The organism is Nocardioides sp. J9, from assembly GCF_007829375.1.
Lineage (GTDB): Bacteria > Actinomycetota > Actinomycetes > Propionibacteriales > Nocardioidaceae > Nocardioides.
Genome location: NZ_VLJQ01000094.1, coordinates 1 through 14,456, shown reverse-complemented (window position 1 = coordinate 14,456; position 14,456 = coordinate 1). Strand labels below are relative to the sequence as shown.

Below are 14,456 nucleotides of genomic sequence, written 5' to 3'. Positions count from 1 at the left end.
AAGTGCATGATGCAAGGAAGGCGGGGCACGGGTGCCCCGCACGACGGAAGGAAACCAGATGCTCTGGACCATCATCGTCACGCTGGTCGGCGGCACGATCATCGGCCTGCTCGGCAAGGCCGTCGCGCCGGGCGACCGCGACAAGATCCCGTTCTGGCTCACCGTCGTCTGCGGCATCGTCGGGATGCTCGTCGGCAGCCTGCTCTACTGGGTGCTCTTCGGGCACAACAACGGCCGCTTCGACGGCCACGCGGCCACGTGGGACAACGCCACCGACGGCCCGGACTGGCTGCGCCACCTGTGGCAGGTCGCCGTCGCCGCGGTGGCGGTCGTCGCTGCTGCGACGCTCACCGGCCGCAGCAAGACCCGCCTCTGACGGGCACCTGGGTCAGGGCCGCGTCATCGCGGCCAGGTCGAGCGCGGCGTCCAGCTCCTCGAGGCTGAGCTCGCCGCGCTCGACGAAGCCCATCTCGATCACGGTCTCGCGGATCGTGCGGCCGCTCGCGAGCGCCTGCTTGGCGACCTTCGCGGCCGCCTCGTAGCCGATGTGCCGGTTCAGCGGCGTCACCACCGAGGGCGAGGACGCGGCGTAGCGCTGCATCCGCTCCGCGTCGGCGGTGATCCCGTCGACGCAGCGCCGCGCCAGGGTCGTCATGGACGTCGACAGCAGGCGCACGGACTCCAGCACGTTGCGGGCCATCACCGGCATCGCGACGTTCAGCTCGAAGGAGCCGCTCGCGCCGGCCGCGGTCACCGTCGCGTCGTTGCCCACGACCTGCATGCAGACCATCAGCGTCGCCTCGGGCAGGACGGGGTTCACCTTGCCGGGCATGATCGAGGAGCCCGGCTGCAGGTCGGGCAGGTGGATCTCGGCGAGCCCGGTCGTGGGGCCGGAGCCCATCCAGCGCAGGTCGTTGCAGATCTTGGTGAGCCCGACCGCGATGGTGCGCAGGACGCCGCTGAGCTCGACGAGCGAGTCGCGCGTGCCTTGCGCCTCGAAGTGGTTGCGCGCCTCGGTGAACGGCTCGCCGGTCGCCTCGGCGAGCGCGGCGATGGCGGCCGCGGCGAAGCCCGGCGGGGTGTTGATGCCGGTGCCGACGGCGGTGCCGCCCAGCGGCAGCTCGCGGACGCGGGGGAGGACCGAGGTGAGCCGCTCGACGCCGTAGCGCACGGTCGCGGCGTACCCGCCGAGCTCCTGGCCCAGCATCACCGGGGTCGCGTCCATCAGGTGGGTGCGCCCGGACTTCACGACGTCGGCGAACTCTGCCGCCTTGCCCTCCAGCGAGCTCGCGAGCACCTCGAGCGCCGGCAGCAGGTCGCGAACGACGGCGAGCGTCGCCGCGACGTGGATGGCCGTGGGGAAGGTGTCGTTGCTCGACTGACTGGCGTTGACGTGGTCGTTGGGGTGCACCTGCTGGCCCGAGCGCGCGGCGAGGGTCGCGATCACCTCGTTGGCGTTCATGTTGGAGCTGGTGCCCGAGCCGGTCTGGAAGACGTCGATGGGGAACTGGTCGTCGTGCCGGCCGTCGGCCACCTCCCGCGCCGCCGCGCGGATGGCGTCGGCCAGCTCGGCAGGCAGCACCCCCAGCTCGGCGTTCGCGCGTGCCGCGGCGGCCTTCACCTCGCCCAGCGCGTACACCAGCGCGGGCTCGATCGGCGTGCCGCTGATCGGGAAGTTCTCGACCGCGCGCTGGGTCTGGGCCTGCCAGAGGGCGTCGGCCGGGACCCGGACCTCGCCCATGGAGTCGTGCTCGATCCGGTAGTTCGTCACGTCCCCGACGGTAGCGCGCCGCGGAAGTGACGCAATCGGGATTGTTCTAGTACGATGCGAACATGTTGATCCGCGTGGACCCGGCGAGCCCGATGGGGCTGGCCGACCAGATCGCCGCCCAGGTGCGGGCGGCGGTCATCGACGGCTCCGTGCGCCCCGGCGAGAAGCTGCCGCCTGCCCGGGAGCTGGCCGCCGGCCTCGACGTCAACATGCACACCGTGCTGCGGGCCTACTCGGTGCTCCGCGACGAGGGCCTGGTCGAGCTCCGGCGCGGCCGCGGCGCCCACGTCCGTGCCGACCTCGACCAGCTCGACCGCGACCGGACGGCGCTGCGCCGCCTGGTCCAGGAGCTCGTGGAGGAAGCCGCCCGCCTGGGCATCACCCCCGACCAGCTGGTCGACGAGATCCGAGAGGCAACCCGATGACGAACCGCTCCGGGCAGCTCGCTGCTGCCGTCGTGGCCTTGCTGGCGCCCGCCCTGGTGGCCGGCGTCGCGCTCCTGCTGGGTGGGGACGTCCCCGACCCGGTGCCGACGCACTGGAACCTCTCCGGGGAGGTCGACGGCACTGCGTCGTTCGCGACCCTCACCGCCGTCGTCGCCACGGTCACCGGGCTCGCCACCGCCGCGGCGCTCGTGCTCGTCGCGGGCGTGCGCAGGGGCGTCGACCGGGCTGCCGGTGCCGCTGCACTGACCTGGCTCGCGTGGCTGTCCGCCGYCCTGTACGCCGCCACGCTCGGTGCCGCGGAGGGCGCGGCCACCGCGACGGAGGTCGACCTGCCCGTCGGGATCGTCCTGCTCGCGATGGTCGTCCCGGTCGCCGCCGCGGCGCTGGTGCACAAACAGCTGCCCCGCCACGTCGCGACCGCCGTCGCTGCGCCCACGTCCTCGATGGAGCTCGCCGACGGCGAGCGGGCCGTGTGGGTCGGCAGCGCATCGTCCCGGCCGATGCTGGTCGCGGGCGTCGTCCTCGCCGTGGCCGCGCTCCCGCTGTGGTTCGCCGCGTGGCCGSCCGCGATCGTGGCGACCGTCGCSGCCGTGGCCATGAGCTGGCTGCACGCCGTGAGCGTCCGCGTGGACGACGCGGCGGTGAGCGTCTCGTGGGGCCCGCTGCTCTGGCCGCGGGTCGGTGTCGCCCTCGAGCGGGTGGCCTCCGCCACCGCCGAGGACGTCGACCCGCTGCGCTGGGGAGGCTGGGGCTACCGTCGCACGCTGGGCGGCCGGGCCGCCGTCGTCCGCCGCGGGCCGGGCCTCGTCCTCGCCCTCACCGACGGTCAGCGGTTCGCCGTCACCGTCGACGCCCCCGAGCCCGCCGCCGACCTCGTCAACGCCGTGCTGGCACGATCCGCGCGCTGATCCTCAGCGCAGCAGGCTGCTGCCGACCCCGTCGACCGACCGGGAGGTGCCGCGGACGACCGCCACGGCCCGGCCGGCGGCCCGGTCGAGACCGACGTACGAGCGCCAGCCGCCGGTGCCGCCGTTGTGCCAGGTGATCGCCTGCCCCCGGGACTCGGTGGTCAACCATGCGGCGCCGACCTGCACGGCCCGGCCCGTGAAGCGTGCGGTCGGGTCGAGGGCGGAGATGCCCACGACGTCGCCGTCGAGCAACGCGGCGGCGAAGCGGGTGAGGTCGTCGACGGTCGAGCGGATGCCGCCGGCCGGGTCGTCTTCCTGCCGAAGGGGGGATGCCGCCGGCCGGGCCCAGCCCCTCGCCGGTCCACGCCTCCGCCGGTCGACCCCCGCGGCCCGTCCCGGTCACCGCGTGCGGGGACAGGTCGGCGGGCGTGGCGGGGACGTACCAGCTCTCGAGGCCGAGCGGCCCCGCCACGCGGTCGCGGACCAGGTCCGCGTAGGTCGTGTCCTGCGCGGCAGCGACGGCGTGGCCGAGGAGCTGGAAGCCCAGGTTCGAGTACGACGCCCGCGGTCGGCGCACCTTCGTCGCGCGCGCCTGCTCCACCAGCTCGGCCAGCGTGTCGTCGTACGGGTTGGCCAGGTCGCGCCACATCCGCCACGACCGGCGCCAGATGTCGGGCAGGACGGGGAGCCGAGGCAGGCCCGAGCGGTGCTGCGCGAGCGACTCGAGGGTCACCGCGGCGGCGGGGCAGTCGCCGAGGGGGAGGTGGCGGCCGAGCTCGTCGTCCGGGTTGACGACGCCGCGCTCGGCCGCGTCGCGGTAGAGCAGGCCGGTCACCCCCTTGGTGACCGAGCCGATCTCGACGTCACCGTCGGCCGGCAGCCGGTGCCGGGTCGTCGAGACGACCCCGTCCTCCACCAGGCCGACGCCCCAGGGGACGTCTCCGAGGTCGGTGAGCAGGCTCTGCTCGGTCAGGGGCGTGGTCCTTCGAGACTGACGACGCATGCCCCCACGAACGGGTGGGTGGCGGGGAGAGTTCCCCGACGGGTCACTCGGCGGAGCGGACCCGGATGCCGGAGATCGGGACGGTCACCGAGCCGCCGGGGTCGGTGAAGAAGTCGTTGCCCTTGTCGTCGACGACGATGAACGCGGGGAAGTCCTCGACCTCGATCTTCCAGACCGCCTCCATGCCGAGCTCGGGGTACTCGATGACCTCCTGGCTCTTGATGCAGTCCTGCGCCAGCCGTGCGGCCGGGCCGCCGATGGAGCCGAGGTAGAAGCCGCCGTGCTCGTGGCAGGCCTCGGTGACCTGCTTCGAGCGGTTTCCCTTGGCGAGCATGACCATCGAGCCGCCGGCGGCCTGGAAGGACTTCACGTAGGAGTCCATCCGGCCGGCCGTCGTCGGGCCGAACGAGCCCGACGCCATGCCCTCGGGCGTCTTGGCGGGGCCGGCGTAGTAGACCGGGTGGTTCTTGAGGTAGTCGGGCATCGGCTCGCCGGCGTCCAGGCGCTCCTGGATCTTGGCGTGCGCGATGTCGCGGGCCACGACGAGCGGTCCGGTGAGGGACAGCCGCGTCTTGACGGGGTACTGCGACAGCTGGGCGAGGATCTCGCTCATCGGGCGGTTGAGGTCCACCTTGACGACCTCACCGCCGGAGATGTCCTCGGCGACACCCGCGTCGGGCATGTACTGCGCCGGGTCGGTCTCGAGCTGCTCGAGGAAGACACCCTCGCTGGTGATCTTGCCGAGCGCCTGGCGGTCGGCCGAGCACGACACGGCGATCGCGACCGGGCACGACGCGCCGTGGCGGGGGAGGCGCACGACGCGCACGTCGTGGCAGAAGTACTTCCCGCCGAACTGGGCGCCGATGCCGAAGGACTGGGTCAGCTTGAAGACCTCCTCCTCCAGCTCGAGGTCGCGGAAGCCGTGCGCGCTCATCGAGCCCTCGGTGGGGAGGTTGTCGAGGTAGTGCGCGGAGGCGTACTTCGCCGTCTTCAGGGCGAACTCCGCGCTGGTGCCACCGATGACCACGGCGAGGTGGTACGGCGGGCACGCGGCCGTGCCGAGGGAGCGGATCTTCTCGTCCAGGAACTCCAGCATCCGCTTGGGGTTGAGGATCGCCTTCGTCTCCTGGAACAGGAACGACTTGTTGGCCGAGCCGCCGCCCTTGGCCATGAAGAGGAACTTGTACTCCGGGCCCTTCGGGCCCTGGGCGGTCGAGTAGATCTCGACCTGCGCCGGCAGGTTGGTGCCGGTGTTCTTCTCCTCGTAGGTGGTCAGCGGCGCGAGCTGGCTGTAGCGCAGGTTCAGCTTCCTGTAGGCGTCGTACACGCCCTTGCTGACCCACTCGGCGTCGTCGGCGCCGGTGAGCACGCCCTCGGACTTCTTGCCCATCACGATCGCGGTGCCGGTGTCCTGGCACATCGGCAGCACGCCGCCGGCGGAGATGTTGACGTTCTTGAGCAGGTCGAGCGCCACGAAGCGGTCGTTGCCGGACGCCTCGGGGTCGTCGATGATCTTGCGCAGCTGGCGCAGGTGCGCCGGGCGCAGGTAGTGGCTGATGTCGTGCATCGCCTCGGCGGTCAGCCGCTGGATGGCGGCGGGGTCGACCTTGAGGAAGGTCTGGCCGTCGGGGCCCTCGACCGTCTCCACGCCCTCCGTGGTGATCAGGCGGTAGGGCGTGTCGTCGTGCGACGCCGGGAGGAGGTCGGAGTACCGGAACTCAGCTTCAGCCACGAGCACCAAGGGTATCGCGCCCGAAATCGGACGAGGGCCGGGGCGCCATCGGCGTCCCGGCCCTCGCTCCTGTTGGCCCGTGCGGCTACCTGGTCAGGCAGTCGTCATCTGCGTCGCAGCGATCGCGAGCTCGATGACCGCGCCGACCGGCAGGCCCGCCTGGGCCGTGTCGAGCGTGATCTTCAGGCCGTCGATCCTGTTGATCTTCTGCGCCGGCAGGGTGCCCTGCTTGTTGATCTCGACCTTGCCGAGCCCGGCGATGTCGATGGCCGTGTTGGGCGCGACGTCGATCGGGATCTTCTGGCCGGCGATGACGAGGTTGACCGTCGACATCTTCATCGACTGCGTCCACACGCCGTCCACGAGCTTGGCGCTCGCCGTCACCTCGATCGCGTCGGCCTTGATCAGGCCGCCGAGCAGGTTGAGGCCCACCGTCTTGTTGGTGTTGGTGATCTCGGCGTTGCCGTTGCTGGAGTCACGCTTCGACGTGCTGGTCGAGGTCAGCGTGCCGAGCGTCGCGATGCCCGGGAGGCTCACGGTGGCGGTCGAGTTGCGCAGCGTGTTGCCGTTGCTGCCGTCGAACGGGGTGCCGGTGTAGGCGGTCGGGTCGGAGACGACGCTGATCTGCGTGCCGACCTTGGCCTGGATGSGGCTGCTGTAGGCGAAGCCGCCGAGGCGCGGGGCGTTGGCGGCCGGGGTGGCCTCCTGCAGGTAGTGGTTGACCGGGCTCAGGATGATGACCGTGCCGGCGTCGTAGCCGTCGCGGGACTTGAGCAGCTGCACCGCGACCGCCCAGCTGCGCGTGGCGGAGAGCTCGGAGGTGCCGGCGTGGTAGGTCGTGTTGAGGCTGATCGCCGCCACGCCCGGGATGTTCACGCCGTAGTTCTGCGGGATGTTGACCGGCAGGTTGACGCCCAGGATCTTGATGCCGAGCAGCTTGTGGTTGCCGACCGCGGAGCTGGTGCCGTCCGGCTTGCCGGTGGTGACGACCGTGCTCTCGACCGCGTCGAGCTTGATCAGGCCGTTGAGCAGGCTCACACCAGCGGTGCGCGACCACGACTCGATCTTGATGTTGGCGCCGTCCTTGGTGGCGGTGGTGCGGGTCTCGGCCGCACCGACGCTCGCCAGGTTGAGGACGTTGGCCGCCGCGGTGCTGTTGCTGTGCGTGCGGGCCGGTCCACCGTTGATCGCGGTCTGCGCGGTCAGGTCGGAGGAGACGATGTTGCCGAGCGCCTTGATGTAGGTGGCGCCGGTGTTGGCGGAGTAGTTCCAGTCGTCGACCGGAGCGGCCTGCGCCGGTGCCGGAACGGCGACCAGGGCAGTGGCCGTCGCCAGGAAGGCGATCAGGCTCAGGAGCTTGCGGATGTTCACGGGTCCCCATTTCCCACGTGTTGATTGCGTTGTCGTGTCCCTCACTGGAACGACGGAACGCCACGTGAGGGGAAAATTGCCGAGCTGTACCCGGTGGGTCAACGGAGCAGCCCCGGTCCAGGTCACGCTCGGCCAGGGCAAGGCTATCGGTTCCGCGCCGTGAGGTTGAGAGGGGTGACCAATGTCGCAGGGGGTACCGGGGCAGGGTCTGCGGTCCCGGGGCGTTGGGCTGACGTGCACGTGTACGACGCCGTGGTGGTCGGAGCCGGTCAGGCCGGTCTCTCCGCGTCCTTCCACCTGCGCCGGCTCGGGCTCGACCACGTGGTCCTCGACGCCGACGAACGACCCGGCGGAGCCTGGCAGCACCGCTGGGACTCGCTGACGATGGCCGACGTGCACGGCGTCGCCGACCTGCCCGACGCGCCGGCCCCCGGCGGGTCGGCCGAGCGGGCCAACGAGGTCGTGCCGGCGTGGTTCGCCCGCTACGAGGCCGAGCACGCACTGCCGGTCGAGCGGCCGGTGCGCGTCGACCGGGTGAGCTCCGAGGGCGACCTGCTCGTGGTCCACGCCGGCGAGCGGCGGTGGACGACCCGGACCCTGGTGAACGCGACCGGCACCTGGTCGCGGCCGTTCGTGCCGTCGTACCCGGGGGCGGGGGAGTTCCGCGGGGAGCAGCTGCACACCCACGACTACCCCGGTCCGGAGCACCTCGCCGGCAAGCGGGTGCTGGTCGTCGGCGGCGGCGCGTCGGCGGTGCAGTTCATCGGCGAGCTCGCCCCGCGCACCGACGTGCTGTGGGTGACGCGACGGCCGCCGGTGTGGCGCGACCACTTCGACGAGCGCCTCGGCCGGCACGCCATCGAGCTGGTGCAGGAGCGGGTCCGCGCCGGTCTGCCGCCGGCGAGCGTCGTCAGTGTCACCGGCCTCGCCCTCCGACCCCAGGAGCAGGAGGCGGCCCGGCTCGGCGCCTACGACCGCCGGCTCCCGATGTTCGACCGGATCGAGCCCGACGGCGTGCGCTGGGACCACCCCGCGCCCGGCCAGCCGGCGTTCGAGCCGGTCGACGTCATCCTCTGGGCCACCGGCTTCCGGCCCGCCGTGGCGCACCTGGCGCCGCTGCACCTGCGCAGCCCCCGCGGCGGGATCGCGTTGCTGCAGACGGGCGCCGACGTGCAGACCGCCACCGTCGCCGAGCGCGACCCGCGCGTGCAGCTCGTCGGCTACGGCCCCTCGGCCAGCACCATCGGGGCGAACCGGGCCGGGCGTGCGGCCGCGCTGGCCGTGCGCCGCTACGTGGACAGCGAGTTGCGGGGGGCCGGTGACCGTGCGCTAGCGTGACGCACGACACCCCACGGGAGTCCGCGGCAGCGGGCTGAGAGGGAGCTGGAGCCGCTCCGACCGTCACACCTGATCCGGGTCATGCCGGCGAAGGAACGGACTGAGATGACTGCTTTTCGCGCTACCCCGCGCCTGCACTGCCTGGTCTCCGACCGGGACGACCACGCCCTGCTGCCGGTGCTCGCCGAGGCCGGCGTCGACGGCTTCCAGGTCCGCGCCAAGGAGCTGGGCACCCGCGACCTCGTCGCGCTGACGCGTGCCGTCGTGGCCGCCGTGCGACCGCACGGCGCGCTGGTCGTCGTCGACGACCGCGTCGACGTCGCCCTCGCGGCAGGCGCGGACGGGGTCCACCTCGGCGCCGACGACCTCGCCGTCGCCGACGCCCGCGGGCTCGCGCCCCGGTTGCTGGTCGGGGCGACCTGCCGCACCCGGACCGACGTCGAGGCCGCCCGGGCCGACGGCGCCGACTACGCCGGCCTCGGCCCGGTCTTCGCGACCACGTCGAAGCCCGGCCTGCCCGCGCCCCTCGGCGCCGGCGCGGTCGCCGACGCCACCGGCGTCCTGCCGATCATCGCCATCGGAGGCATCGACGCCGACGGCGCCAGCGCCGTGCGGGCCTCCGGCGCCCACGGCGTCGCGGTCATCGGCGCGATCTGGCGACATCGCGATCCCGTGGCAGCAGCGAAGGAGCTCGTCGCGGCGGTGGCCTGATGCGGGTCGAGGTCCTCGGGGCCGGGATCGTCGGGCTGGCCGTCGCCGAGGAGCTGCAGCGCCGCGGCCACGCCGTGGCCCTCGTCGACCCGCGCCCGGCCAGCGGGGCGTCGTACGCCGCGGCGGGGATGCTCAGCCCCGCCGCCGAGGTCTGGCACGGCGAGGAGGACGTGCTGCGGCTCGGGACCGCATCGCTGCGGCTGTGGCCGGGGCTGGCCGCCCGGCTCGGCGTCCCGGTGCGTCGCGAGGGCACCCTCCTCGTCGGGCACGACGCCGCCGACCTCCAGCAGGTCGACCGGCAGGTCGAGCTGCTCGCCCGGCACGGCCACGACGCGGTGCCCCTCGACCGGGCCGGCGTCCGCGAGCACGAGCCGGCCCTGGCCCGGGTCGCGGGCGGTGCCCTGCTGCCCGGCGAGGGGAGCGTCGACCCGCGGGCGGTGTGCGCCGCCCTGCTGGCGCGGGTCCCGGTGCACACGGCGCCCGTCGGCGCCGACGTCACCGTGGTCGCCACCGGCGCCCGGCTCCCGGAGCCGTGGACGCGGCTGGTGACAGGCGTGCGGGGCGAGGTCCTGCGGCTGCGCTCGGACGACCCGCCGCGCCGTACCGTCCGCGGCTGGGTCGCCGGTGAACCGGTCTACCTCGTCCCGCGCGGGGACGGCCGGGTCGTCGTCGGCGCGACGTCGGAGCACCACGACGACGGGCCGGTCGTGACGGCCGGCGGCGCGCTGCGCCTGCTCGCCGCCGCTCGCGAGCTGTGGCCGGCGCTCGAGCGCGCCGAGCTCGTCGAGGCCACCGCCCGCGACCGCCCGTCCACCGCCGACGGGCTGCCCCTGGTCGGACCGAGCGGCGTCGACGGCGTCGTCCTCGCCGCCGGCCACCACCGCCACGGCGTGCTGCTCGCCCCGCTGACCGCGCAGCTCGTCGCCGACCACCTGGAGACCGGGGCCGTCGACCCAGCCGTCGACCCCCGGAGGGAAGGAGTACGATGATCACCCTCAACGGAGAACCCGTCGCCGCGATCGGGAGCGTCGCCGACCTGCTCGGCCGCCGCCTCGGGTACCCGGCCCCGTCAGGGGTCGCGGTCGCGCTGAACGGCGAGGTCCTGCCTCGCGCCCAGTGGCCGGCCACCCCGCTGGCCGACGGCGACGTGGTCGAGGTCGTGACGGCGGTGCAGGGCGGATGAGCGCGACCACCGACCCGTTCGTCGTCGCCGGTACCGTGCTGTCGTCCCGGTTGCTCCTCGGCACCGGCGGCCTGCCGCACGTGTCGCTGCTGGGACCCGTCCTCGACGCGGCCCGGCCCGGCCTGGTCACCGTGTCCGTACGCCGCGCCTCCTCGCTGTCGGACGGCAGCCTGCTCGGCGCGCTGCGCGCGGCCGGGGTCCGGCTGCTGCCGAACACCGCCGGCTGCCTGTCCGCCCSCGAGGCCGTGCTGACCGCCGAGCTCGCTCGCGAGGCGCTCGGCACCGACTGGGTGAAGCTGGAGGTGATCGGCGACGAGCGCTCGCTGCTGCCCGACGTCGTCGAGCTCCTCGAGGCCGCCGAGCAGCTGGTGCGCCGCGGGTTCACCGTGCTGCCCTACACGACCGACGACCCGGTGGTCGCGCGTCGCCTCGCCGACGCCGGCTGCGCCGCCGTGATGCCGCTCGGGTCGCCGATCGGCTCCGGCCTCGGCGTGCTCAACCCGCACGCGATCGAGGCGGTGCGCGCGGCCGTCGACGTGCCCGTCGTGCTCGATGCCGGCGTGGGCACGGCGAGCGACGCCGCCCTCGCGATGGAGCTCGGCTGCGAAGCGGTCCTCGCCGCCACCGCGGTGACCCGCGCCGACGACCCCGTCGCGATGGCCCGGGCGCTGCGACTCGCCGTCGAGGCCGGCCGGTCCGCCCGCGGGGCCGGCCGGATCCCGCGCCGAGCCGTCGCCCGCGCGTCGAGCCCGATGTCGGGACGGATCGCGTGATGCCGCGGCTGCTCGTGCTCACCGACCGCACCCAGGTGCCGACGGGCCGGACCCTGCGCGACGTGCTCGACGACGTCGCGGCCGCTGGCCTCGGCGACGGGGGAGCGCTCGTGCTCCGCGAGGTCGACCTGCCCGACCACGACCGCAGTGACCTCGCCGCCCACGCCCGCTCCCTGGGCCTGCCGGTCCTCGCCGCCCACCGGGCGCTGCCGGGTTGCCTCGGGGTCCACCTGCCCGCCGGCGCGGCGGCGCTGCCGGACGTGGCGTGGGGCCGCTCCTGCCACACCCGTGCCGAGGTGGCTGCGGCCGCGGCGACCGGCGCCCGGTGGGCCACCCTGTCGCCGTACGCCGCCAGCGCGAGCAAGCCCGGCTACGGCCCGCCGCTGCCGCCCGAGGTCTGGGCCGACCTGCCGATGCCCGTCCACGCGCTCGGCGGCATCGACAGCCGTCGCGCGGTCGAGGCCCGGGCTGCCGGGGCGTACGGCGTCGCCGTGATGGGCGCCGTCATGCGGGCCGAGGCCCCCGGCGCGGTCGTCGTCGGCCTGCTCGCGGCGGTGGCGGCATGACCCCGCCCGTCGTCGTGACGATCGCCGGCTCCGACTCCGGCGGCGCCGCCGGCATCGCCGCCGACCTCACCACCTTCGCCGCCCTCGGCGTGCACGGCGCGTGCGTGGTCACGGCCGTGACCGCGCAGGACACGACCGGCGTCCGCGCCGTGCACCCCGTCCCGCTCGACGTCGTCGCCGCGCAGCTCGACGCCGTGCTCGAGGACCTCGACCCGGCCGCGGTGAAGACCGGGATGCTCGCCACCCCCGAGGTGGTGCGCCTGGTCGCCGAGCGCTGCGCCGACCGGCTCCTCGTCGTCGACCCCGTCGTCGTCGCCACCTCCGGCGCGGTGCTCGCCTCCGAGGAGGTGGTGCGCGCCTACCGCGAGCACCTGCTGCCCGTCGCCACCGTCAGCACCCCGAACGCCGAGGAGCACGACGCCCTCGGCCGGCCCGACCTGCCGACCGTGCTCGTCACCCGCGGCGGCGACATCCCGACGACCAACGACCACGGCACCGGCTGCACGCACAGCGCCGCCCTGGCGTCGTACCTCGCCCTCGGGGACGACCTCCCCACCGCCGCCGCCCGGGCCGACGCCTTCGTCGCCCGCCAGCTGCTCGTCAGCCAGCACTGGCGCCTCGGACGCGGCCGGGGCCCGGTCGCCCACGTCCACCCCTCCACCACCCCCACCCACCGAGGAGCTCCCGCATGACCGTCCACCCCGCCCACACCCGCATCGAGGTCGGTGACCTGAAGGTGCCGTTCACCCGCGTCGCGCTGACCAACGGCGAGACCTTCGACCGCTACTGCACCGAGGGCCCCGGCTCCGACCCCGAGGTCGGGCTGCCCGCACTGCGCGCCGCCTGGATCGACGGCCGCGGCGACACCGAGGAGTACGACGGCCGCGAGGTCCAGCTCGTCGACAACGGCCGCTCCGCCCTCCGCCGAGGCGCCGCCCAGGGCGAGTGGCGCGGCGTACGACGCGCACCCCGCCGCGCGTCCGGCGGCCGCACCGTCACCCAGATGGCCTACGCCCGCTCCGGCGTCGTCACCGAGGAGATGCGCTACGTCGCCGAGCGCGAGCAGTGCGACGTCGAGCTCGTGCGCAGCGAGGTCGCCGCGGGCCGCGCGATCATCCCCGCCAACGTCAACCACCCCGAGACCGAGCCGATGATCATCGGCCGCCGGTTCCTGGTGAAGATCAACGCCAACATCGGCAACTCCGCCGTCACCTCCTCGATCGCCGAGGAGGTCGACAAGCTCACCCACGCCATCACGTGGGGCGCCGACACCGTGATGGACCTGTCGACCGGCGACGACATCCACACCACGCGCGAGTGGATCATCCGCAACAGCCCCGTCCCGATCGGCACCGTGCCGATCTACCAGGCGCTCGAGAAGGTCAACGGCGAGGCGGACAAGCTCAGCTGGGAGGTCTTCCGCGACACCGTCATCGAGCAGTGCGAGCAGGGCGTCGACTACATGACGATCCACGCCGGCGTGCTGCTGCGCTACGTCCCGCTCACCGCCAACCGGATCACCGGCATCGTCAGCCGCGGCGGCTCGATCATGGCGGGCTGGTGCCTGGCGCACCACCAGGAGAACTTCCTCTACACGCACTTCGACGAGCTCTGCGAGATCTTCCGCCAGTACGACGTCAGCTTCTCCCTCGGCGACGGCCTCCGCCCCGGCTGCACCGCCGACGCCAACGACGAGGCCCAGCTATCCGAGCTGCGCACCCTCGCCGAGCTCACCGCCCGCGCCTGGGAGCACGACGTGCAGGTGATGGTCGAGGGACCCGGCCACGTCCCGCTCGACCTCGTCGAGGAGAACGTCCGCCTCCAGCAGGACTGGTGCCACGGCGCGCCCTTCTACACGCTCGGCCCGCTCGCCACCGACGTCGCGCCCGGCTACGACCACATCACCTCCGCCATCGGCGCCGCCACCATTGCCATGCACGGCACCGCGATGCTCTGCTACGTCACCCCCAAGGAGCACCTCGGCCTGCCCGACCGCGACGACGTGAAGACCGGCGTCATCACCTACAAGCTCGCCGCCCACGCCGCCGACGTCGCCAAGGGCCACCCCGGCGCCCGCGACTGGGACGACGCCCTGTCGAAGGCGCGCTTCGAGTTCCGCTGGCGCGACCAGTTCGCCCTCTCCCTCGACCCCGTCACCGCCGAGGCCTTCCACGACGAGACCCTCCCCGCCGAGAACGCCAAGACCGCCCACTTCTGCTCCATGTGCGGCCCGAAGTTCTGCTCCATGCGGATCAGCCAGGACGTCCGCAAGCGCTTCGCCGACGACGGCATGGCCCAGAAGTCCGCGGAGTTCCTCGAGCTCGGCGGGACGGTGTACGTCGAGCCGGAGGCGTCGTAGGGCTGGCGCCTCGCGCCTCAACCAGCGGCAGCTGGTCGCTGTCGTGGCTGGTGTCGGCGGCCGCGCACCGTAGCCGACCGGCCCCCCGCCGTGTTGTCTGGCGCGAGCGCGTCGCCTGTCGAGGGCGGCGCGCAGGCGCTCGCTGCGCTCGGCCTGCACTTGCCCTCGACGCGCCTTCGGCGCGGGCGCCGCGCTGCCGCGCGCGCAGTTGGCTCCGATGGGTGGTTGCGTTGTTCTGGCGGCAAGCCTTGGGTTCGCCTCGCCGGACTCCCGGTGGTTGAGGTGCGAGGCCGCC

Annotated in this window: 14 protein-coding genes, 2 pseudogenes and 1 riboswitch; of the genes and pseudogenes, 11 read left to right on the top strand and 5 right to left on the bottom strand. The window is 73.7% G+C overall.

Translation table 11 applies throughout. The annotated features are described in order from the left end of the window. Nucleotides 1-58: 58 nt before the first annotated feature. On the top strand, nucleotides 59-376 hold the full coding sequence (locus L615_RS16200; protein ID WP_028654588.1) for a hypothetical protein: 318 nt from the start codon (nucleotides 59-61) through the stop codon (nucleotides 374-376). Nucleotides 377-388: 12 nt separating this feature from the next. Here the strand turns inward: L615_RS16200 and L615_RS16195 are convergent, their stop codons facing one another. After that, complete coding sequence (locus L615_RS16195; protein ID WP_145725742.1) at nucleotides 389-1,771, bottom strand: aspartate ammonia-lyase; 1,383 nt, start codon at nucleotides 1,769-1,771, stop codon at nucleotides 389-391. 62 nt (nucleotides 1,772-1,833) lie between these two features. Here L615_RS16195 and L615_RS16190 point away from each other — a divergent pair, with 62 nt between their 5' ends. Continuing rightward, the gene (locus L615_RS16190; RefSeq protein WP_028654586.1) at nucleotides 1,834-2,196 is read left to right on the top strand and encodes a GntR family transcriptional regulator; all 363 of its coding nucleotides are present in this window, start codon (nucleotides 1,834-1,836) and stop codon (nucleotides 2,194-2,196) included. Beyond that, a complete protein-coding gene (locus L615_RS16185; protein WP_145725741.1) occupies nucleotides 2,193-3,125 on the top strand; it encodes a DUF1648 domain-containing protein in 933 nt (310 codons plus the stop codon). The genes L615_RS16190 and L615_RS16185 overlap by 4 nt, the downstream gene beginning before the upstream one ends. Before the next feature lie 3 nt (nucleotides 3,126-3,128). Here L615_RS16185 and L615_RS24365 read toward each other — a convergent pair. From L615_RS24365 to L615_RS16170, 4 genes and pseudogenes are all read right to left on the bottom strand, one after another. Further along, nucleotides 3,129-3,497, bottom strand: a pseudogene (locus L615_RS24365) (serine hydrolase); the annotation flags it as partial. Nucleotides 3,498-3,564: 67 nt separating this feature from the next. Then, nucleotides 3,565-4,128 (bottom strand): annotated as a pseudogene (locus L615_RS24770) (serine hydrolase domain-containing protein); the annotation flags it as partial. Between the two features lie 43 nt (nucleotides 4,129-4,171). After that, the gene (locus L615_RS16175; RefSeq protein ID WP_222430577.1) at nucleotides 4,172-5,860 is read right to left on the bottom strand and encodes a fumarate hydratase; all 1,689 of its coding nucleotides are present in this window, start codon (nucleotides 5,858-5,860) and stop codon (nucleotides 4,172-4,174) included. A gap of 93 nt (nucleotides 5,861-5,953) precedes the next feature. Beyond that, the gene (locus L615_RS16170; protein ID WP_145725739.1) at nucleotides 5,954-7,231 is read right to left on the bottom strand and encodes a choice-of-anchor P family protein; all 1,278 of its coding nucleotides are present in this window, start codon (nucleotides 7,229-7,231) and stop codon (nucleotides 5,954-5,956) included. A 252-nt stretch (nucleotides 7,232-7,483) separates the two neighbouring features. Between L615_RS16170 and L615_RS16165 the strand changes: the two genes are divergently transcribed. The 8 genes from L615_RS16165 (at nucleotide 7,484) to thiC (ending at nucleotide 14,161) form a co-directional block, all read left to right on the top strand. After that, the gene (locus L615_RS16165; RefSeq protein ID WP_261376735.1) at nucleotides 7,484-8,569 is read left to right on the top strand and encodes an NAD(P)/FAD-dependent oxidoreductase; all 1,086 of its coding nucleotides are present in this window, start codon (nucleotides 7,484-7,486) and stop codon (nucleotides 8,567-8,569) included. A 3-nt stretch (nucleotides 8,570-8,572) separates the two neighbouring features. Continuing rightward, nucleotides 8,573-8,682: riboswitch (TPP riboswitch) on the top strand. After that, a complete protein-coding gene (gene thiE / locus L615_RS16160) occupies nucleotides 8,675-9,280 on the top strand; it encodes a thiamine phosphate synthase (protein WP_028654582.1) in 606 nt (201 codons plus the stop codon). Its footprint overlaps the riboswitch before it by 8 nt. Continuing rightward, entirely contained in the window at nucleotides 9,280-10,269 is a 990-nt protein-coding gene (locus tag L615_RS16155; RefSeq protein WP_145725737.1) for an FAD-dependent oxidoreductase, read from the top strand. Before thiE ends, L615_RS16155 begins: the two co-directional genes overlap by 1 nt. Beyond that, nucleotides 10,266-10,463 (top strand): sulfur carrier protein ThiS, encoded by a 198-nt coding sequence (thiS, locus tag L615_RS16150; RefSeq protein WP_145725736.1) that lies wholly within the window; start codon nucleotides 10,266-10,268, stop codon nucleotides 10,461-10,463. The genes L615_RS16155 and thiS overlap by 4 nt, the downstream gene beginning before the upstream one ends. Then, a complete protein-coding gene (locus L615_RS16145) occupies nucleotides 10,460-11,236 on the top strand; it encodes a thiazole synthase (RefSeq protein WP_145725735.1) in 777 nt (258 codons plus the stop codon). Before thiS ends, L615_RS16145 begins: the two co-directional genes overlap by 4 nt. Continuing rightward, nucleotides 11,236-11,802: a thiamine phosphate synthase gene (locus tag L615_RS16140; RefSeq protein ID WP_145725734.1), complete on the top strand. Its 567-nt coding sequence runs from the start codon at nucleotides 11,236-11,238 to the stop codon at nucleotides 11,800-11,802. The genes L615_RS16145 and L615_RS16140 overlap by 1 nt, the downstream gene beginning before the upstream one ends. Next, nucleotides 11,799-12,494, top strand: a complete 696-nt coding sequence (locus L615_RS16135; RefSeq protein WP_145725733.1) for a hydroxymethylpyrimidine/phosphomethylpyrimidine kinase — start codon at nucleotides 11,799-11,801, stop codon at nucleotides 12,492-12,494. Before L615_RS16140 ends, L615_RS16135 begins: the two co-directional genes overlap by 4 nt. Beyond that, the gene (gene thiC, locus L615_RS16130) at nucleotides 12,491-14,161 is read left to right on the top strand and encodes a phosphomethylpyrimidine synthase ThiC (RefSeq protein ID WP_145725732.1); all 1,671 of its coding nucleotides are present in this window, start codon (nucleotides 12,491-12,493) and stop codon (nucleotides 14,159-14,161) included. Before L615_RS16135 ends, thiC begins: the two co-directional genes overlap by 4 nt. Nucleotides 14,162-14,456 lie beyond the last annotated feature (295 nt).

Excerpts from the sequence above, each read along its gene's own strand:
- L615_RS16200 (WP_028654588.1), top strand. The coding sequence starts at position 59 with ATGCTCTGGACCATCATCGTCACGCTGGTCGGCGGCACGATCATCGGC.
- L615_RS16190 (WP_028654586.1), top strand. The coding sequence starts at position 1,834 with ATGTTGATCCGCGTGGACCCGGCGAGCCCGATGGGGCTGGCCGACCAG.
- thiE (WP_028654582.1), top strand. The coding sequence starts at position 8,675 with ATGACTGCTTTTCGCGCTACCCCGCGCCTGCACTGCCTGGTCTCCGAC.
- L615_RS16155 (WP_145725737.1), top strand. The coding sequence starts at position 9,280 with ATGCGGGTCGAGGTCCTCGGGGCCGGGATCGTCGGGCTGGCCGTCGCC.
- thiS (WP_145725736.1), top strand. The coding sequence starts at position 10,266 with ATGATCACCCTCAACGGAGAACCCGTCGCCGCGATCGGGAGCGTCGCC.
- L615_RS16140 (WP_145725734.1), top strand. The coding sequence starts at position 11,236 with ATGCCGCGGCTGCTCGTGCTCACCGACCGCACCCAGGTGCCGACGGGC.
- L615_RS16135 (WP_145725733.1), top strand. The coding sequence starts at position 11,799 with ATGACCCCGCCCGTCGTCGTGACGATCGCCGGCTCCGACTCCGGCGGC.
- thiC (WP_145725732.1), top strand. The coding sequence starts at position 12,491 with ATGACCGTCCACCCCGCCCACACCCGCATCGAGGTCGGTGACCTGAAG.